Genomic DNA, 20,969 nt, shown 5'->3' on the forward strand with positions numbered 1-20,969 from the left:
GCAAAAAGGGTCGCATTTGATGCGACCCTTTCCTCCTCAACAAACGGTTAAAACTGAGCAGTTAGCTTGATATACACTTCATCTTTGCCTAATTTACTGTCTAATCCATGAGCGTAACCAATCCGTACTGGTAACGTGCCGCCATAAAGTACGATGGTATCGATCTGCATTTCAGCACCAATCCCCGTCAGGGCTTGGTAGTTTTGGTTATCGTTCCAGCTTGATCCTGAGTCGACAAATACAGAACCTGAAATATCACCCAAGCCAATTGGCCACAAATTCCAGTTTCGTTCAGCGCGATACAATAAGCGACTTAGTTCAACACTTTGTGTCGCGTAAGCTTGCCCTACTTGAGCCGCAGAGCTGTAGCCACGCAACGCTATCTGTTGGCGGCCATAGAGCTGCGCGCTGTCACCTTCGTAACTGCCCAGCTCAAACCGTTTGGCTTTTGAGTCCGCATAACCTGCCGCAAGATGAGTGGTAAGGTTGAAGCTCCCCGGGAGGTCCCAATGTGCTTGCCACTGCGCCTGCCATTTTTGTCCAGAGTAATCACCGCCAACATTGGACTCCCATATCAAATCAGCGTAATGACCCCACGCATAACCGGGAACATTCAATAAGCCTTCACGGTTATCCCATTGTAGCGCAGCCCCTGCTAGCCACTCATCACTGGCTTGTGTATAGCGCGTACCTTGAGGCGCTTTGATCAATGACTCTTTCTGCCAATAAGTTCCGATACCAAACGTTAAGTTATCATCGAGACCATGCCATAAATAATTACGTTGTAACGTCAAGTCATCTTGACGGACAATACGATCGTCTTTATTGGTCAATGGGTTTAACTTAAACTCATGCTCTCGGCTGAGCATCGCTTGCCAACGGTTGTCATATTGATACCCCAATTGGTACGCCGCCAACGCGTTTTTTGTATCCCAAGCCGCTTGTATCTCATATTGATGTCGCCCTAACACATCTGAACCACTGGTCGAGAAACCAAGTAACGATTGGTTCTCATCCCCTTGCCAAACGGGAACCCAATAACGTGGCGTTAAAGTCGACAACGGTGAGTAGTCGGTAGTGTCACTTTTTTCGGCCTGAGATATCGGCGTCGAAGCAACGGATGTCACCTTGGCAAAGGAAGACAGCGGAGCCTCATTGAAAGCCGTCACCGCCGGAATGTGGCGCAAATGGTAACCATCATGCTCATAAGCTTGGTAGATAAGCCCTTGCGATTGATTCCATTGCGGAGAAAAAGCACCACCAATTTCATTGGTCAATTGCTCTAGCTGCAGACTGGTTAAGTCCATTCGGTAGATCTGATAACGCCCCGTGTAATCGGCGCTGAACAGCAGCTCTCCCTCTTGGGTAAAACTCAATTGATGCTCAGTTAATGATGTTTCAGTGACAGCCAACCAGCGCTGCTCTTTGACGACAAAACGCATGATATTCCAAGCGCTAGACGGCTGCTTCACGGAAGCATAAATGTCGCCTGTCGGAGATAGCGCCATATCACCAATGACCCAACCATATGTGCCTTGCCATAGGCGGGTTTGCTGCCCATCCAGCGTCACCTGCCATAACTCAGGCAACCCTTGTTCATGACGGGTAGCGAAAACACTTTGCCCATCTCGGCTCCAGCGTACTTGGGTAAAGCGCTGTTGCTCGGTTAAACGCTGCCACTGCCCATCAACGTAGCGATAAAGATCATTCAACACTCGTCCATCAAGATAACTATTCACTTGTGACACGACGATACCTTGCTGGGGATGAACATCGAGGCTAGTTAAGCTTTTTGTAGTCAATAAACGCTGCCATTGATTTTGCTTACTATCCCACATCGCTAAATTTGCTCGATCAACCCCATCACGACGCCAAGCCAGTAATTGCTCTGATCCACCATTGGCTAATAGATATTCAAACGGCTGGCTATCGAGAGATTGAGCCTCCGAAGGCTGTTCCTTACTTTGCACAATTTGATCTGAAAACTGCGTGATTAGATCGGCACGGAACTCTTGCCAAAGCGCAAAAAAGTCTTTACCAAAAGCACGTTGAGCGCTTCGGTTTAAGAAAACGCCCGGAATTAGGTAGCCACTATAATCGCTTAAAAAATGTTGGAGTGCGTCTTCGCCATACGTTTTGGCTAAATAATCAATAAAATACGCGCCGTAGAGGTAATTACTGCCAAGCGGTAAACGTTTATTCGCTACCACGATTTGGTTGAGATCAGCTAGTTGTCCGCTCGCCACTTCCATGCGCATTTGCATCGCAAAATGGCTATTGTGCAAACGTCCATAACCTTGTTCATTTTGGCTTTCCATGTAAACCGCTAACCCTTCTAACAGCATCGAGGGTGTCATTGCATGCGGGAAAAGCAGTGTGTGACGGCCAAAAATACGTCGAGCTCCGGTGACCGCACGCTCATTTAATTCCATATGAACAATGTGAGTGTACTCATGGCGGATGAGCATGTGCAACCATTCATCATTGCCTTCCAATCCATTGACATCGCTGGGGGGATTTAAGATCAAGCGAATTTGAGCATAAGGCAGCGGCGTTGCCCAACCGTTGGAATAGTCGTAGTCATCCACCAACGTTAGGTGCGTTTTTTCAGCTGGCATCTTTGAGAATTGACTGGCAAGGTCTTGATGCACTTTCTCGGCAATATCTAACGAATGCGCCGCGTACTGGGCCAATTCACTGCGAAAGTGCACGATAAAATGTTGCGATTGTTGAGTCTGCCATTGCTGACCAGCTTGATCCCAAGCGACTGACTCAGCCAATACTGTTGGTGTATGCATACCCAAACAAACCATCAGACCCATAATGGGTGAGAGTACAAATTTTGCTGACATCGTTACAACAACCCTTTTCAATAATTAAGTGCGGCGATTGTACGTTGAATGAGAAAAGGATTGGGTATCGAAATGTATGGCTTTGTCAGGATAAGGCCTGACTATCATTTGCTCCCCCATTTAAGGAGATGGCACTTAACATTGCTAAGCAATCTATTTTATATCGCACTCTATTTGACTGATCGGAACGCTCGATTGACCAAAACAGACATAAGCGGTAATTGGTTGATTTACCTTCATTTTCACGTAGCCAGCTTTTACATCATCCTCTCGAAATCGAACCATATTGGACGTTGCTTCTGAACCATCGACATAAATCGCCGTGAAATCATCATTCATCCAAGCAACCACTTTGTCGTAACTCTGTTTGGTCTTAAACACGACCTCGGCGCAGCGAATAGGCGGATTGTCACGAACGCTGTACCCGCCAGAATGTTCAACCGCTTCAGAGCCATTGCTCACATCGTGTAACTGGCTGGAAATCACATCACACTGACTGTCAGCCGCATGGACATTAAATGCAATAAGCATAGGAATCACGTAATAGCTTGGCTTCATCTTCATCATAAACATTACTGACATCATAGGTATTTGTAAAAAATAATAGCTTTACCCTATTCAAAACCACCCAAAAATAACATCACTTAAAAGTAAACGTGGGTTAAATATCACTGAACACTTGAGTGATGCCGTTCTAAATAGAACATTTGTTATTTTTTTATTGTATTAATTGGTTCTAGCTATGCGGTGCAAACCTAGAATCTAACAGGCTTATCATTGCATCACACCACATTGTTCAATTTACCTTAACCAATAGGTAAGAAAATCAAGATTGACCAAACATTCTCTTAAATCATATCTTTCACCTACACCTTGACGAGAATCAAAAAGCTTGCACTTTTATCGCAAGTCTCTTTTCGCCCTAGGTATCCACATATCATAAAAAAGACAATCAAAAGGTAGTCAGCATGAAACAACCACTCAAGGCGCTGGTGCTCGCAATCAGTTTGTCGTGCGGTGCCATCGGTGCTTACGCAAACTCGTTAGAACCGCTCGACAAAGAGTTCACTTTACAAGTTTTAGGATCGGGAGGGCCAATTTCAGATGATCTGCGCTCTTCTTCAGCGGAAGTGATTTGGTGGAAAGGCAAATCTAAAATCATGATTGATGCTGGCGGCGGCGCGTATCTGCGCTTTGGCCAATCCGGCTCTAAACTAGAAGATTTGGATTTTCTAGGCATTACCCATTTTCACACCGACCACGTTGCAGACTTGCCCGCGCTGCTCAAAGGCGGCTACTTCTTTAAGCGAGAAGACCCACTAGATATTGCAGGCCCGCAAGCGGGATCAGCCTTCCCTAGCCTATCAGGCTATATGGACGCACTCTTTAATAGCAAAGATGGCGCTTATGCTTATTTGAACGGTTTGTATGATGGCAGCGATGGTTTGTTCCCAGTAACCATCACTGATGTTTCTTACAAAACCACGACACCAACTAAAGTGTATCAACAAGACGGTTTAACCATTTACGCACTAGGTATTCCTCATGGGGACGTGCCATGTTTGGCTTATCGTATTGAAAGTGATCAGGGCGTTATTGTTATTTCTGCCGATCAAAACGGCAGTAACCCAGCATTTCTCGATTTTGCTCAAGGCGCTGACATTTTAGTCATGCCGATGGCTGTTCATGAGTCAGCCGATAAAGTCTCTGCATTTATGCACGCTAAACCTTCAGTGATTGGCGAAATTGCAGCCAAAATCAATCCTAAACTGCTCGTGCTCAACCACTGGATGGGAGTCGGCCTTAAACATCAATCAGAGTCCACCAAGATCATCAAACAGTTTTATCACGGCGAAGTTATTGCCGCCCGTGATCTCTCAAGCTACCCAATGAGTTCCGTGAAGGAGATAACCCATGAATTGTAAAATTGTTTTGTCTATTGCGATGACTTCGGCCATTGCTCTTCATCCTGCAATGAGCGTTGCAGAAACGTCAACGGAAGCACCAGTGAGTGCGCAACCCACCTCTCAAAATGGTGGCAAATGCGCGGCTGGCAAATGTGGTACTGAAAAACGCTTTGAGAAACAGGATTTAAAAAGCGATCCGCAAGGACGTTTAGTACGCGCCAGAGATGGTAAATGCGGCTTAACCGCAGAGGGAATCTCACCTTCCGCTGAAACCATTACTCTAACCAACAGCAAAATCACTGGTGGTGTATGCGGGCAATAGATCGCACTTCAAAAGGCATCGGCTTGCGTAGCGAACACATCGATTTGCTATGCCAGTTGCCTGACCATCCCGACATCGATTTCCTTGAGCTTGCTCCGGAGAACTGGATGAACATGGGCGGCCTTAAACGCGAGCAGTTGCAGCAGATAGCAAAGCACTATCCTCTAGTTGCACATGGGCTGAGTTTGTCGATTGGCGATTGTCAGCCACTGAACAAAGCGTTTGTGAAAAAGGTAGCGGCATTTTTAGATGAATTTAACATCGACATTTACAGTGAGCATTTGAGCTTTTCGCGTGATGCCCAAGGGTACTTGTATGAACTGCTGCCTATCACGCGCTATAAAGAGAGCATTGCTTACTTGGTCGATCGCATTCACTGCGTTCAAGATCTTGTGCAACGCCCTTTGGTGCTGGAAAACATCTCCTACTACCACAGTTACGGCAAGGAGATCCCCGAAGGCGAATTTATTGCTGAGATAGTTGAGCGCAGCGGCTGCCAGCTGCTGATTGATATCAATAATGTGTATGTGAATAGCCGTAACCACAATTACTGCCCGTTTGACATGCTGGCCACTTTACCGAGCGAAGCGATCGGCTATTACCACATCGCAGGTCACTTAAAAGAGCGCGAAGATTTCTTGCTCGATACCCATGGCAAACCAGTACAACAAGAGGTGATTGACTTGGCTCGTTATGCTTACGCTCAACAAGGTAGCCGTCCTTTGCTGCTTGAACGTGATCATCATGTGCCTCCTCTGGTGGTTTTGACTGAAGAGTTGCGCACTATCCATCACGATATTATGCAACCAGCGCCATCATTAGTTATCGATGTGGAGCGTAGCCATGCTTAAACCACCAATGAACATCAGTATGTCAATGCACGCACTGACCTGTGTGATCCGCTCTCCTGTCGCGCAAGGCGAACCGCCCTGCCGTTATCGAGAGTTCATTCGAGCGAATATCTACTCTGTCATTAAGCACACTTTTCCTCTGTTTTACGCTCAACTTAACGAGGAAACACTCTACATTTTGACGGACGAATGGCTGGTAATACATGGCGCTATGGAGCCTGAGTTCCATCAGATTGCGACTGAATTTGTTCAGTTTATCCAACAGCAAAATAACTATAACGCCAGTGTTAACCTCAGTGCTGAGCAAATCGCACTGCTTGAATATGAATGGATCGTTTTCAACGCTGAAATGGATAGCGCTCATGTGCCGAATCTCAACGTATGGTGGGATGATGTTGAAGCTCAACCGGAGGCGTTTTGCATACAGCTTAACCCAACGTTAAAACTGGTCGAAGTGCCTTTTCTTGTCCATCCAGAATCGGTCACTTTTTTGATTCAAGAACAGAAAACTGTCTGTTATGGGGTATTTCGTCATGCATCGCATCAGGTGGTATCACAAAAACTCAGAGAAGTAGATATCGCCCTAATTCAGATGATTCAAAACGCCCCAGCGCAGTCACTAACGCAACTAGAACAACAGATAGCTCAACACCTATCCAACTTCCATTTTTTGGCGTGGGTTCAAACGTTTCAGCAACAAGGACTCATCAGCCTGTATTTATTAGGAGAAACTCTATGATTCACTCAGCCCTCAATTGGTACGATGGCGTGATCGGAAAATTTAAAAAATTCGATTTTATAGTACTACTTGCGATTCGACTTTTCCTCGTGCCGGTGATTTTTGTCGGCGCTCATTCCAAAGTGGTTGGTTTCGCTGGAACCGTTGCTTGGTTTGGCGCCTCAACCGCCGATGGTGGTTTAAATCTACCTTTTCCAGAACTGCTGGCATTTTTAGCCGCCGCGACAGAAGTTCTCGGCTGTATATGCATCGCACTTGGTCTTTTTACTCGCATTATGGCTATCCCTATGATTCTCATGATGAGTGTGGCGAGCGCAATGGTGCACTGGAAGCATGGCTGGGACGCGATTGCCACCAGCAGTATGGAAGCGACGGTGCGCTTAAACGGTTTTATTGAATGGTTAGCGGTCAATTTTCCGGGCCGTTACAACTACATCACAGAACTTGGTGACCCTGTGATGCTCAATAACGGGATGGAATTTGCGGCGACTTACTTTGTGATGCTGATGGTTCTTTTCATTTATGGTGGTGGCCGCTACGTCAGCCTCGACTACTGGCTAAAAAAACCATTCACTCGCACGCCTCAAACCGCTTAACACCTAATGATGCCTACTAACTTGAAGTTGCCGCCCGCAGCTTCAAGTGGCAGGCGTTATCAATCACACATTCATCTCTGACTATCTTACCTGCCATTTTGCTGGCGGGAGGGAGACTTTATGCTTACAGATGTGGTGGAACTGTCACGGTTCCAGTTCGCCAGTACGGCGCTTTACCATTTTATTTTTGTTCCGCTGACCATTGGCTTATCGTTTTTACTGGCGATCATGGAATCACTGTATGTCATGACCGGCAAAACCGTTTACAAAGACATGACTCGTTTTTGGGGCAAGCTGTTTGGCATCAACTTCGCCGTTGGCGTCGCCACCGGCCTCACTATGGAGTTTCAATTTGGCACCAACTGGGCGTACTACTCTCATTATGTGGGTGACATTTTTGGTGCTCCACTGGCGATTGAAGCTTTAATCGCTTTCTTCCTTGAATCAACACTCGTTGGATTATTTTTCTTCGGCTGGGAGCGCCTTTCTAAGCGTCAGCACTTAAGCGTGACTTGGTTAACCGCTTTAGGCTCTAACTTTTCTGGATTGTGGATTTTGATGGCCAACGGCTGGATGCAAAACCCCGTCGGCGCCGAGTTTAACTATCAAACCATGCGTATGGAAATGACTAACTTTACTGAGGTCATTTTTAACCCAGTAACCCAAGTGAAGTTTGTGCACACCGTTGCGGCGGGTTACACCACAGGCGCACTGTTTATCATGGGTATCAGCGCTTACTACCTATTAAAAAAGCGCGACCTTCCCTTTGCACGCCGCTCATTTGCTGTGGCTTGCGCTTTTGGCATGGCATCCATTACCGCCACTTTATTGCTAGGTGATGAGTCAGGTTACACCTTAGGTGAAGTGCAACAGGTGAAACTGGCCGCCATTGAAGCCGAGTGGGATACCGAACAAGCCCCTGCCTCTTTCACTCTGTTTGGGCTACCCAACCAAGAAACCATGCACACAGACGCGGCGATTAAAGTCCCTTATTTGATGGGTATTATCGCCACGCGTTCATTGGATGAGCCCGTCATCGGCTTAAAAGATTTGATGGCGCGCAGTGAAGAGCGCATTCGCAATGGCATGCTCGCTTACGGGTTATTGGAAGCCTTACGCAATGGTGACGATTCACTGCAAAACATCGCTCAGTTTGAAACGCTAAAAGAGGATTTGGGGTACGGTTTATTACTCAAAAAATACACCGATAAAGTAACTGATGCGACTGAAAGCCAAATCAAACAAGCCGCGCAAGATACCATTCCGCAAGTTGCACCTCTGTTTTGGAGCTTCCGCATCATGGTGGCCTGCGGTATGGCAATGTTCGCTGTGATTGGGCTCTGTTTCATCCAACTTTGTCGGCGAAAAATCGGCACTCAGCCTTGGTTACTTAAGGCGGCATTATTCGCTATTCCACTTCCCTGGATTGCCAGCGAAGCGGGTTGGTTTGTCGCTGAGTTTGGCCGCCAACCTTGGGCTATCGGTGAAGTGCTTCCGGTTAATACGGCCGTATCTAACCTATCACCCAGCGATTTATGGATTTCACTGGGCCTAGTTTACTTACTCTATAGCGCATTTTTGGTGGTGGAAATGTACCTGATGGTGAAGTTTGCTCGGCGCGGTCCAAGCGCCCTACATACCGGACGTTACCATTTTGAAACTCAAGATGGGCACGGATCTCTATCTCACGTACACCATTAAGGGAGAACACAATGTTTGATTACGAAACCTTACGTCTGCTGACTTGGGCGATTATCGGTGTGCTATTGATTGGTTTTATCATCACCGATGGCTTTGATATGGGCGTTGCAGCGCTACTGCCCATTTTGGGACGCAGTGATGTTGAACGAAGAGTGATGATCAACAGTATCGCGCCTCATTGGGATGGCAACCAAGTATGGCTGATTACCGCTGGCGGTGCGATTTTCGCCATCTGGCCACTGGTGTACGCCATCGCATTTTCTAGTTTCTATTTAGCGATGATGTTGCTACTTGCCGCGTTATGGCTGCGCCCAATAGGTATGGATTATCGCTCGAAAATCGATAATCCCTCATGGCGCAAGGCGTGCAATAACGCACTGTTCATCAGTGGCGTTGTGCCGCCGCTCATCTTTGGCATTGGTTTTGGTAATTTATTGGTAGGAGTCCCTTTTCAGCTCAATAACTTATTGATGCTTGATTACCAAGGCCATTTTTGGGATCTATTCACGCCATTTCCGCTACTGTGTGGCCTGCTCAGCCTTGCCATCGTCGTCACTCAAGGCGCAACGTTTTTACAGCTCAAAACTTGTGATGCGTTACGTGAGCGAGCCCATAGCGCGTCGGTGGTCATTGCCAGCATTGCGGTGGCTTTATTTCTCATCGGCGGATTCTTTGCCGCCAACATAGCGGGTTATATTATCGTGAGCCCGATTGTCACGGATGCCGCTTCAAACCCCTTGCACAAAGAAGTGGTTAGCGTCGCTCGTCATTTACTGCATAACTATCAAGCACACGCCATGCTGTGGTTGATCCCTTGCGTGGGCATCGCGAGCTTATTGGCGTGCATATGGGCAAGCCTGAAAAGAGCATCTGGCTGGGCCTTCTTATTCTCTAGCCTTGCTATTGCATGCATTATTTTAACGGCAGGCGTGGCGCTATTTCCGATGATCATGCCGTCAAGCTTAATGCCATCACACAGTTTGACGATTTGGGATGCCACATCCAGCCAAAAAACACTCAATATCATCACGATTGTCGCCATCTTAGTGGTACCAGTTATTCTCAGTTACACCGCGTGGGGTTACTACAAAATGTTCGGTCGATTGAATGATGATTATATTCGCAACCACAGCGTATCGCTGTACTAAAGGAGATGACTGATGTGGTATTTCTGTTGGGTTCTTGGCGTATTACTCGCCTGCGCATTGGGCATAATCAATGGATTATGGCTTGAGCAAGCTGAGCATTTCGATGAATCGTAACTCACTCATATGCAAGCCGATAACCTGTTAACAAGGTTTAAGATCATCAAGCTTTGAGATAAAAAAATGGCGCAAATTGTAGCGCCATTTTTCATCACATAGTAAGAAACGTATTTACTGAAATTTTGAGCCAGCTGCGGCAACAAAAGCCATTTCAACCAGATAGTCAGAACTTGCCAGTTGTGCTTGAACGCAGGCTCGGCTTGGTGCGCATCCTTCTGGAAACCAGCTATCCCACACTTCATTCAAAGCGGCGAAATGTGCAAAATCTGTGACATAAATCGTCACCGATAACACACGGCTTCTGTCGCTGTCGATCGCCGTTAACTGCTGCTCGGCTTGGGCTAAGATCTGCTCAACCTGCCCTTTCATATCGGCTTTTGTATCACTATCAGCCACTTCCACAAAGTGGGCAATGCCGTTGAATACGGTAATGTCAGACCAACGTTTACTTGGATTAATACGATGAATAGTCATTAATTTCTCTCTTTATGGTCAAGATAACTCGCAACAGTGCTGTTCGATCACACAGACTGGCGCGCCGACTTTGCAGCTAAAGCCGCTGGCAACCAACCTGCCTGTGGTTTCATCTCGGCGATAACTGGCGATTGTGTGTGAATGTTGGCTAGCAACCAACAACCAATCTCCATCCGCAGACAAAGTGAAGTCACGCGGGAATTGGCCACCGACGTCAAATGCGGCAATCCATTGCGGTTGTGGCTGGCATAGTTCAAAAAGAACGATTTTATTTTGCTCTCGGCAGGAAGCATAGAGAAAACGTTCATCGGGCGACAACTTAATCGCCGCAGCCGCTCCACTTTTCGCCTCATTCGGCAAGAGATCGCACTCAGCCTCTATTTGCCATTGTGTCCCGGAAAATACTAAGGTGACCAAAGTCTCCGACAATTCACAGACCACAAAAGCTCGGGTTTCTGCGTGATTAAACACCACATGGCGCGGCCCACTCCCCGCAGGCATCTCTACAGTTTGCGCCAATGAAAATGCCTGATTATCACTGTTGATGGCGAAAAAATGAATTGCATCACTCCCTAAATCGACCACAACCAGTTGCGACGACTGTTTAAGGAAAACCACCTGATGAGCGTGAGGTGAGGTTTGGCGCTCTGCATTTGGCCCCTGACCATTAATCCATAGATCAGCGATACATAACTCCGGTTTGCCAGTGTCGTCCAAACGAACAATGTTCACATTACCCGACCCATAATGCGCCACGGCGCAATAGCGCTGCTTGGCATCAATAGCAAGATGACATGCATAGCTACCCGACAGTGGCACTTGAGAAACAGAGCCCTTGTTAATGTGTATTAATTGTGGGTTGTCGCTCGCTTCTACCTCGTTAAAAGTGTAAAAGCCCTTGGTGGTTTCAAGAAGGTAGGAAGGGTTACGCGTCGCCATCACTTCTTGCAAAACACTAAGTTCACCCGTAATGGTATTAAGCTCAATCAGCTCAACGCCGTTACTATTGCTTGGTGCATCCGTATAAGTACCAATGTAAAAACGCGCGGCAGTGTGTGTGCTCATTTTCCACCTATCATCAAAAATAAAACACTATACCCAAATTTCACCTTAATCTGGGATAATTTAATTAAGCTGCCTGTGTGGCAGTGATGAAAACCGCCATACAGTCCAAACTTAAATCCAATCGGGCGATTGCGGAACACAATCAATGAACAACATGCTCGGAATAATGTTTATTTTTCCTAGGGGATAAAATCCATCTTCGCTGTTAAATAATTTTCCGCGATAACGTTGCGTGGGTTTTTCGTCTAATACTGATTTGGTATGTCATAGATACAACAAAGCCCGCACGTGGCGGGCTTTGTTTGAATTTGGTGGGTCTTATTGGATTCGAACCAACGACCTTCTGGATGTCGACCAGACGCTCTAACCAACTGAGCTAAAGACCCAAATTTTTGTTCTTGAGCATGATACATGCAACTGAAATGGTGCGTCCGAGTGAACTCGAATCACCGACCCCCACCATGTCAAGGTGGTGCTCTAACCAACTGAGCTACGGACGCATATCTTCAGAACGGAGTGGATATTAACGGCTGTTTTTGCTGTGTGCAAGTCTATTTTCTTTGTTTTTGAGCCAGTTGGCTTATCTATCACCAGCTTGTCTGTTTTTTATTCACAACTCTGGGTTTAAGCACAATAACCGGATTAACAATAGATGTAAGCTGTCCAATTTATTTCATTGTATAAGTTATGTGAGATTATCCATTGATTCGGACCAATTATCTCGTACTATAAGCTTTATCAATATCTTCGATATGCAATACGGTGACGTAACATGGATGTGCGATTATTCAATCATTCTCATCATTTGAGAGCCTCTGTACTTTGTGGGTTAAGCTTACTGCTGACCGCTATTGCATTTTTCTTCGTCCTATTTAACGTTTTTTACACTTACAGCTACGGGCTAGCAGCATTAGAATTTGTCTTCATGTGTTACTCCTATTACGTTTACTTGATTGCAAAGCAACAAACACATTCAGCTACTCATATTCGTGTCTACGTTTATTTTCTAATCTTTATTATCAGCGCAGGGACTTTTATCCAGCCTTTAAGTAATGGTCTATTTTTATGGACCACGTTTTTCCCAGTACTTTTTTACCTATTGCTAGGGGTTAAGCATGGCCGCCTCGCTACGGGCATCGCACTCATTCCGCAACTGTTCAACATTTATTATCAAGCCTTATGGAATGAAGCTTATGATCCAATCCCGTTGATGATCAATCTGCTTCTTTGCTACTGCGGAATTTGGACAGTGGCTCATATTTTTGAATCTAGCCGTAAAAAAACCGAAAACTCACTACGCTATCTTGCTTCTCGTGATGCGTTGACGGGCTCTCACAATCGTTTAGCACTCACTCATGCCTTCGCTCACTTTGTGCAAAATAAGGTAGATACCACTTTATGTCTTCTGGTGATTGACCTTGATTATTTTAAGCAAGTCAATGACACCCATGGGCATGATGCCGGTGATAAGGTGCTGATCGATACGGCGCAGGTAATGTCTCAAATTGTGGGCGACGATAACCTCTACCGTATCGGCGGGGAGGAGTTTTGTGTGACTTTGTTTAATAACAGTATCGCGCAAGCCGAACATGTGGGAGAAAAATTACGCGAAGCGATTAATCAACATTTGTACGCTTATGGCTCGAAGCGAATCCAACTGACCTTAAGTGTCGGTATTTGTGAATACCGTGAAGGTGACAAGTTGGATGTACTACTGAAATTAGCCGATGTTGAGCTTTATAAAGCGAAGAAAAATGGACGTAACCAAGTTCGTATTTGCCAAGTCAATGACAGCAAAAATGATGCGACACTTTGGGCTTCTCAGAGTTCTTGATCCTCTCCGACTTCATACACCACATTATAATTTTCAGTATAGGTACACTGTGGTTGACGGCTACACGTAAAGAATCGTCGGCCTTTGAATTCGCCTTGGCTGGCAATTTTTATCACCATTGGGCTGCCACATTTTTTACAAAAACGCACTTCTTTATCGGTTTCAATCAAATCGATATGTGCAGCCAGTAACCTTCTTAGTTTACTCACTTGATAGCTGTGTTTGATGTTCGCACCAATCAATGGAATGTTGGCAGACTTACACACATGCATCAGCAATTTTTCACGCTCTACCTTGCCTTTATGCAGTTCTTTTCCGTTATCCAACTCGATGATGACTCGCGGCTCTAAGGTTCTTGCATCACACACCACAAAATCAAAATAGTTTTTGGCGATTCGGTTATTGGCGATGAACCACTGCTTTTTATTCAAGTTCGCCGCTGGGGTAACCACGTTGGCCATTGAAACTTTAGCCAACACCACACCGTGTTCCCCTATTGCAGATTTCAGTGCGTTATGAAAGGCGCCTTCCGACATATTGAGTAACGCCCCTTTCTTCTTATAAGCGTAATCTTTGGTATCGTCGTGTTTGATCACGTACTTTTGGATAAAGACAAAAAACAGCACCAGCAGTGCAACAATGATAAAAATGTTGGTCATACGATAAAAACCATGTTGAAGTAATTAGCTAACTCGCTAATTAATAAACGAAGTACCGCCCAAAGGCCAGTTTATTACTATGGATTTGTTGAAGAGGGTGACCTAATCCACATGGCAGCAGGCTCTCTTGTAAGCTGAATCTAGAATGTGTACCAGAGTGTCATTCAGGTTGATAAGCTACGCCAATGAGTGAAATGTCGCAACTTGTGTTTTCTGTCAATGGACAATGACCAACGAGAGGCTCATTAATGAGAGTCTTAGTAGGCGAAAGAAAGAAAGAAAGAAAGAAAGAAAGAAAGAAAGAAAGAAAGAAAAAGCTCGCCGCAGCGAGCTTTCATTGCTTTAACGATTAATCCAGTCGAAGTAAGCGACCAGTTAAAGCCGGAACGATGATTGTCGTTGTACCGATTTGCGTGGCGATCGTCTCTTCAGTCATTAAATCCTTCAATTGAGTCGCAGCTTTTACGCTTCCCATATCAAGAGATAATCTCCGCTCCGCGGTGCTGGTGTTCAGCACATAGAGGATCTGCTCATCACCGTACACTTTAAGATCCGCGTACAAACTCTCGTCAATCCACACATTACGCCGCTCCCCTTTAGCCAGTGACGGGTATTGGCTGCGCAGTAGCATTAATTGACTGACGCTGTTTTTCAGCGCTTGCTGTTGTGGTGACAAGCTTGAACCATCTACTTTGCCACTAGAACGAGCAACGTGATCATCACACAAACCAACAGCGGCACAATTTTGTGTCACTTGCGCTGCAAAGTTTTCGACTTCATCCCCAATCTCTTCACCATAATAAAGCGTGATTGGCCCAGAATAAGCAGCAAGAAAACTGAACGCGGCAAGATGTCGCGCATAATAATCGCCTAAATTACCTCGTTGGATCAGGTCACCAAAGCGAACCAAATCATGGTTACCTAACATTAGATTTGGCATGGCGTGATAAGGCGATTTCGCTCGGTTATTCCAACTGGCTTCTAGACTCAGAGCGCTACCGCTTGCACCAGATTCTTCCACTGCTAGTGCTTGCATCACACCATAGCGTAAAGGAAAGTTGAAGGCAGAGGAGAGCGCTGGGTTTGCATCACTGCCATACGCAGTTAGGGTAATGTCATCAGCCCCTTGCCACACTTCGCCGACCATATAACCTAATGTGCCCCATGATTTCCCTGCATTGAAGTTATCTTGCGATGCTTGTTCAACCGCCGCGCGCAGCGAACGCCAGCTCTCAAGCGGGACTTGATACGCTTGGTCTAAACGCCAGCCATCAATGCCAAACTCACGGATCCAGTAGCTGGCAACTTCAGTGAAAAAGGCCTCACTCGCTTGGCTAGGATAAGTGACCAACTTGCCCGGATAACCACTTTCTCCGTCATGAAGCTGAGGCAACTTGCCGCTCGGTGACGCTTTCACGCCAACAGAGCTGGTGTGGCCAAATACGCCATCCAATAACACGTACATCCCTTTGTCATGCGCACGATCAATCAGCTCTTTTAGTTTAGCGTTGCTGCCAAAGTGAGGATCTACGTTGAAATAATCACACGCAAAATAGCCAGTAGCGTCAAGCTTATCATCGCCATTTTGACCCGCGCAGGAATCAAATACTGGCGTTAACCACAACGCATTAACGTTCAAGCTAGCAATATAATCCAAGCTATTGATGATGCCTTGCAAATCACCACGGTGGTGCGAGTTGCCGTAACCAACGCCGTAACCAACGTTTGAATCTCCATCAACAAAGGATTCCACCATCACTTGATAAATTCGCAAATCACAAGCGGGGTTATTGTCTTGATAACACGCGTAGTCAACACCCATATCCACAACGCCAACCACCAGTTGCGATGTGTTGGATGCATCCAATGTGAACTTCCAAACACCTTGCTCTGTTACGGTAAGCTTGATATTGCCATTTCCTGCATTTTCCAATGTCGCGGAACCGCTAGCGATACTAAAGCCACCAAAACCCAGGTTTAGTGTGCTCCAATCTTCAGAAGCAATTTTGAATTCATACACTCCGGGAGTCAGATAACCTTCAAACGTGTAGAGACCATTTTGCTGATAGGATAATGGATTTGAAACTCCCCAACCGTTCATCGAACCACGCACGTACACCGTGGTTGAACCATAAGGTGCCACATCAATTGGTGGCGCATCAATGCTTAAGCCAGCACCCTGCTCGCCCTGCTGCGGCATCACAAATACTGCCGCCGTTAAGGCTGGAACGGTAAAGCGGCCATTGTTAAACTGGCTCTCTTTGACGCGCACATCTTGCGCTGTGCGTAAAACAGGATGTAATTCAAAGCGCTGCGCGTTCGGAATAACCACACTTTGCTCAACGCTATTGGCGTTGATGGCGACAACAATGGCCTCAACGTTAGGGTCGAGATCCGCACCAGCTGAAACACCATCATTAACCGACATAACAATCATGCCAGGCTGCGCATTTGGCCCCGTATTATGGAAACGAACACGATTTAACACTTCTTGCTCAGAGATTAGCTTGAGCAACGGTGTTTGCGCACGAATCGCCAGCAAGGCTTTGAAGGCATTGTCTGTCCATGCGATATCTTGCGCGGAAGCCACTGTATTGGGGTTGGTTATCACACTTTGAATCGCACTCCAGTTGGCCTGATCTTTATCTGCTCTTGGCAAGCCGACATTCCAGTTGTTGGTCTGCTTGCTAAAGTCAACACGGTTGTACCAATCACCACTGTCGTAACTGTCGCGCGCCATCGATTTTGAGCGAAGTAGTTCTGAACCCATATGGAAGAAAGGAACACCTTGCCCAAGCATTACTGGCGCAAGACCAATGATCTGCATGCGCGCTCGATCCGCTGAGCTGGTTTCTGCTTTTGCTTTATATTGGTTGAAGTCCCACAGGGTTTGATTGTCGTGTTTAGAGACGTAGTTAATCGACTCTTGTGGGTCAAGTGTATAGGCCGCGCCTTGACCACCGTATTGGAAATCACGGCCAAGTACTGTCATGCCGCTGGCGGTTTGCAATGGATAGGCTTGTAAATTGCCAGCCATGCCATAGCGAATTAAGTCCATTTTCGATTTCAGCTCATCACTAAATCGATCACCTGCATTAGCAAAACCCGGAGTGGTTAATAGCGCCTCACCGCTATCAAATGGACCACCGCCACGCACACCGTCACGTAAGCGATCGTTATAAGTCCCTATTCCCGTTCCAGCCATTGGCCATTGCGTGGCATTTTCGCCTCTGGCACCGTTGGCGACTTCACCAAAGTTCCAGCCTTCACCATAGAACCAAGTGTCAGGATCAACCGTTTTCGCCGCCTCATAAATCTTGAGCATGCTTGATTTCATCAGGTGTCCCATAAGATCGAAACGGAAACCGTCGATTTTGTAATCTTGCGCCCACATCGTGACACTATCGGCCACCAGTTTCTCGAACATACGGTTTTCTGAAGCGGTATTGTCACAGCAGCTAGAATTTTCAACCGCACCTGTGATGGGGTTCAAGCGGTGGTAATAACCGGGCACGGTTTTATCCAGTACTGATTTGTCATACAAACCTGACGAGTAGGTATGGTTGTAGACCACATCTTGCACGACTCGAAAACCAAGCTGATGCAGTTTTTGCACCATTTGGCGGTACTCTTTCACCCGTGACACACCATCACTTTGCACTGCATAACTGCCTTCTGGCGCGCTGTAATGGAATGGATCATAACCCCAGTTGAAGCTGTCAAGCGGCCGCACATCCGCAAGTAATGCTTGTGCTTGCGGTGTATCCGGGTCGGTTTTTTCCAACAAAGAAAGTATGGTCGCGCTCATCGACGTGCCATCAGAACAGAGCGACGCTTGCGGGTTAATACTACACAGTTTTGCGACCGTATCATTAAGATCGACCCGCTTTTGCTCATCTTCTGGAATCGACGCTAAATCATAGCTTGGCAGTAAGTGAATGGTGGTTAAACCCGCTTGTTTTAAACTTTTCAGGTGCGCAACACTGTCACGTTCTTCTTCCAAGAAGGCAAGGTACTTACCGTTGTATTCCGCTGTTCCTTTGCTATCACTGTTGCTGAAGTCACGAATGTGTACTTCATAAAGAATGTTATCTTCAGGATGACTCAGTTCAGGAATAATTTGAGCATCCCAATCGTCCGGTTTTGACTCTGCTGCGGTTAAGTCCACCAATTGAGAATAAAGGCTGGATGTGCTGAGCGATTGCGAATACGGGTCGGTCGTCGTCATCCATTCAAGTTGCGCCGTTTTAGGATGGTAGGCCTGCACGCGGTAACGATAGAAACTGTTTTTCAGTGAGCGCTCACCTTGATAGTGCCAAACTCCGGTGTTTGGATCTTCAACCATCATCTGCGGTGAGGTACTGCGAAGGGTTTTATCTTGATCATACAGATACAGCTCCACTTGCTGCGCGGTCGGAGCCCATAGCGCAAAATGCGCGCTATCACCGTCTATCCAAGCGCCAAGTTTCGCTTCATCGGCATCATCGCTGCCCGCCGTGTAAAGATTATCGACTATTCCTGGGATCTGTACTTTTGTTGCAACCAGTACTTTACCTTCAGCATCTCTCGCCACTGTCAGTAGCTGAGTTTTCAACAGCGCTTTAGCTTGTTCATTGCTCACATCCAATGTGAAGGCTGTTCGACCCGCTAAATGTGGGAAATGCGCATTATTTGTCACGCCTGACAAGGCTAATGGGTAATGAATGAATTGTTCAGGATGGGCGATATCACCATTGCCTTGCGCGCGGCTCCAAAGCTCATAGCTTGCCGCTTCGCTGTGATCGAACCACGCCAGTTGATTTACCGCAAGCCAATGTGCAGCTGCGCCCTCAATGGCAACTTGAATTTGCTCATTCGGAGAGTAGTTCAATACCGCACTACCGTGGCGCGTATAAAGCGTATTGCCTTTGACAAAATCCAGCACTAAATCATCGCCTCCTAGCGCTTTATCATTGCCACTGTGCACAATAAAGTTCATGCAGTTGCCATATTCTGCTTTAAGTGGAATGCGATATATCGATCCATAAATCGGGTCGATTTCTGAGGCTAAGTAAGGATTTCCCCAATCCACACCATTAAGCGCAGATTCAGAAACAGAATCACAGCTACCGTTGTTCCAAAGGTGTAGTCCCCAGTCGTCATAATTATTGTCATCACGCAGGTAGTAAATGATCGCTTCTTGATAAGTTGGGGTTGGCTCGGTTGTCGAGTTATCCGCCTGTTTCGGTTGTGGATCAATGCTGTCGGGGATGCCATCACCGTCATCGTCGCTTGAGGCAAAATCCCCTAGCCCATCGTTATTGGTATCAAGGCTTTCTAAGCGATCTCGTGGGAATACATCCTGCGCGTTGCCCACGCCGTCACCATCAATATCGTCATCTTCGCTATCGGTAATACCGTCACTATCAAGGTCAGCAGGAACGCTTGAAACATCATTGGCGTCCGTTCCTAAACGCGCTTCATCGGCGTTGCTCCACCCATCACCATCAATATCATCATCTTCGACATCCGCAATGCCATCGCCATCGAGATCGGCAGCAAAGCTTAAGGCGTCATAAGGATCTGTCCCTAATCGCAATTCAGTTTCATCAGGCCAGCCATCGTTGTCATCGTCTAGGTCTGCGTGATCGCCAATGCCATCATTATCGGAGTCAATACTCTCTTGGATGTCGTAAGGAAAGTGGTCAATCAAATCGGCTACGCCATCTCTATCGCTATCAAAGCCAATAACAGGCTCACCATTTTCAAGCATCAGTGTTTTATCGCGAATATCGCTCTTTTCTCGCTGCGCTTTTTTGATCTCATCGCCAAACCGTTTACTGGCTTTTTTCAAGGTATTGGCCAATTCAGGCAAGCTGGAGTCATCGATAGTAGCAGGTAGCAGTTGCGCTAGCGCTTTAGCAGATTGAGCAACCAAGATGTGGTTATCGACATAATCCGCTTGGACATCCAAAGTTGGAATACGCAGCGCCTTTTTCAGCTCAGCCAACGCTTTACTCTCTCGCTTACCATTTTGCATCTGCACGCTGAGGTAAGTCGTAAAAGGGCTGATCACCGGATAATTTGCTGGCGCCATCATTAAATAATTGCGCGCCATTTTGACGGTGGGAATATCTTGGTCAACGGTTTTTCCCTTGATAGCAGAAGCCATCAGATAATAATTTTTTACGTCACCACGCAGCCCCGCCACGTTAATTTTTGCGATACCTTTTTGGTCGGTATACGCTTGAGGTTCGTTTTGTTCAAATTGACGATTGCCGTTCACATCCAGCCAAACTTGGGCATTGGTTAAATACCCATCCATGACTTGAACGTCTAACGAGTCATTACAACCCGCTAGCATACCAATTGAAGCAAACGCTAAAGTCATTCTCGTTAGGTTTGTTTTCATTGTTGTAATCCGTTTTATAACGTTAGTGCTCGTCCTGCTCTCACTGCTGGCAGAAAACCTATAAATCAGTAGACATATGCCTATATCTACCTAAGCTAACGTTATAATTTTGACACCGCCAATTACCTCCCCCTTGCCATTTTGCTCTCAGGGCGTAGAGCCAAGGGAGGAGAAGAAAAACACAGAGTTCACTCACGCTCAGGGTAAATGAGATGAAAGGAAAGCAGAGAGAGCAAGATAAAAACGTGATCGGAAAGACAAAGCGTAGAATGAGGAATGATAAAGTGTGAAAGAATATTACATTTTGACCAAT

At 46.4% G+C, this 20,969-nt stretch carries 15 protein-coding genes and 2 tRNA genes; 9 read left to right on the forward strand and 8 right to left on the reverse strand.

The annotated features are described in order from the left end of the window. Positions 1–47 precede the first annotated feature (47 nt). Positions 48–2,852: a TolB gene (locus AACT42_RS06235; protein WP_094131680.1), complete on the reverse strand. Its 2,805-nt coding sequence runs from the start codon at positions 2,850–2,852 to the stop codon at positions 48–50. Between the two features lie 153 nt (positions 2,853–3,005). Beyond that, positions 3,006–3,425 (reverse strand): hypothetical protein, encoded by a 420-nt coding sequence (locus AACT42_RS06240; protein ID WP_017048641.1) that lies wholly within the window; start codon positions 3,423–3,425, stop codon positions 3,006–3,008. Positions 3,426–3,820: 395 nt separating this feature from the next. Here AACT42_RS06240 and AACT42_RS06245 point away from each other — a divergent pair, with 395 nt between their 5' ends. The 8 genes from AACT42_RS06245 to cydX all read left to right on the forward strand — a co-directional run bounded on the left by AACT42_RS06245 (position 3,821) and on the right by cydX (position 10,230). Beyond that, positions 3,821–4,777, forward strand: coding sequence for an MBL fold metallo-hydrolase (locus tag AACT42_RS06245; protein WP_094131681.1), 957 nt, complete (start codon positions 3,821–3,823; stop codon positions 4,775–4,777). Then, the gene (locus AACT42_RS06250; RefSeq protein ID WP_094125505.1) at positions 4,767–5,081 is read left to right on the forward strand and encodes a hypothetical protein; all 315 of its coding nucleotides are present in this window, start codon (positions 4,767–4,769) and stop codon (positions 5,079–5,081) included. Before AACT42_RS06245 ends, AACT42_RS06250 begins: the two co-directional genes overlap by 11 nt. Then, positions 5,069–5,932, forward strand: a complete 864-nt coding sequence (locus AACT42_RS06255) for a DUF692 domain-containing protein (RefSeq protein WP_094131682.1) — start codon at positions 5,069–5,071, stop codon at positions 5,930–5,932. Before AACT42_RS06250 ends, AACT42_RS06255 begins: the two co-directional genes overlap by 13 nt. Next, a complete protein-coding gene (locus AACT42_RS06260; RefSeq protein WP_094131683.1) occupies positions 5,925–6,671 on the forward strand; it encodes an HvfC family peptide modification chaperone in 747 nt (248 codons plus the stop codon). The genes AACT42_RS06255 and AACT42_RS06260 overlap by 8 nt, the downstream gene beginning before the upstream one ends. After that, a complete protein-coding gene (locus tag AACT42_RS06265) occupies positions 6,668–7,267 on the forward strand; it encodes an HvfX family Cu-binding RiPP maturation protein (RefSeq protein WP_094131684.1) in 600 nt (199 codons plus the stop codon). Before AACT42_RS06260 ends, AACT42_RS06265 begins: the two co-directional genes overlap by 4 nt. Positions 7,268–7,387: 120 nt before the next feature. Beyond that, on the forward strand, positions 7,388–8,968 hold the full coding sequence (locus AACT42_RS06270; RefSeq protein ID WP_094131685.1) for a cytochrome ubiquinol oxidase subunit I: 1,581 nt from the start codon (positions 7,388–7,390) through the stop codon (positions 8,966–8,968). 11 nt (positions 8,969–8,979) lie between these two features. Further along, positions 8,980–10,116 carry a cytochrome d ubiquinol oxidase subunit II gene (gene cydB / locus AACT42_RS06275; RefSeq protein ID WP_094131686.1) on the forward strand — a complete coding sequence of 379 codons (1,137 nt, stop codon included), beginning with the start codon at positions 8,980–8,982 and terminating at the stop codon, positions 10,114–10,116. Between the two features lie 12 nt (positions 10,117–10,128). Then, positions 10,129–10,230, forward strand: coding sequence for a cytochrome bd-I oxidase subunit CydX (gene cydX, locus AACT42_RS06280; RefSeq protein WP_094131687.1), 102 nt, complete (start codon positions 10,129–10,131; stop codon positions 10,228–10,230). Positions 10,231–10,344: 114 nt separating this feature from the next. Here cydX and AACT42_RS06285 read toward each other — a convergent pair whose 3' ends face one another. The 4 genes from AACT42_RS06285 to AACT42_RS06300 all read right to left on the reverse strand — a co-directional run bounded on the left by AACT42_RS06285 (position 10,345) and on the right by AACT42_RS06300 (position 12,272). Next, complete coding sequence (locus tag AACT42_RS06285; protein ID WP_094131688.1) at positions 10,345–10,707, reverse strand: RidA family protein; 363 nt, start codon at positions 10,705–10,707, stop codon at positions 10,345–10,347. 18 nt (positions 10,708–10,725) lie between these two features. Next, positions 10,726–11,772, reverse strand: coding sequence for a lactonase family protein (locus tag AACT42_RS06290; RefSeq protein WP_094131689.1), 1,047 nt, complete (start codon positions 11,770–11,772; stop codon positions 10,726–10,728). A gap of 309 nt (positions 11,773–12,081) precedes the next feature. Beyond that, a tRNA-Val gene (locus tag AACT42_RS06295) sits at positions 12,082–12,158 on the reverse strand. A 37-nt stretch (positions 12,159–12,195) separates the two neighbouring features. After that, positions 12,196–12,272, reverse strand: a tRNA-Val gene (locus AACT42_RS06300). A 272-nt stretch (positions 12,273–12,544) separates the two neighbouring features. On the opposite strand from AACT42_RS06300, the gene AACT42_RS06305 reads away from it, so the two are divergent. Continuing rightward, the gene (locus tag AACT42_RS06305; RefSeq protein ID WP_017042981.1) at positions 12,545–13,606 is read left to right on the forward strand and encodes a GGDEF domain-containing protein; all 1,062 of its coding nucleotides are present in this window, start codon (positions 12,545–12,547) and stop codon (positions 13,604–13,606) included. On the opposite strand, the gene AACT42_RS06310 is transcribed toward AACT42_RS06305, so the two are convergent. Both AACT42_RS06310 and pulA read right to left on the reverse strand, forming a co-directional pair. Continuing rightward, positions 13,594–14,265: a DUF2726 domain-containing protein gene (locus AACT42_RS06310; protein ID WP_094131690.1), complete on the reverse strand. Its 672-nt coding sequence runs from the start codon at positions 14,263–14,265 to the stop codon at positions 13,594–13,596. The genes AACT42_RS06305 and AACT42_RS06310 overlap by 13 nt on opposite strands. 349 nt (positions 14,266–14,614) lie before the next feature. After that, positions 14,615–20,656: a pullulanase-type alpha-1,6-glucosidase gene (gene pulA, locus AACT42_RS06315; RefSeq protein ID WP_094167979.1), complete on the reverse strand. Its 6,042-nt coding sequence runs from the start codon at positions 20,654–20,656 to the stop codon at positions 14,615–14,617. Positions 20,657–20,969 lie beyond the last annotated feature (313 nt).

The sequence above is a fragment of the Vibrio sp. V15_P4S5T153 genome, assembly GCF_963874485.1.
Taxonomy (GTDB): Bacteria; Pseudomonadota; Gammaproteobacteria; order Enterobacterales; family Vibrionaceae; genus Vibrio; species Vibrio anguillarum.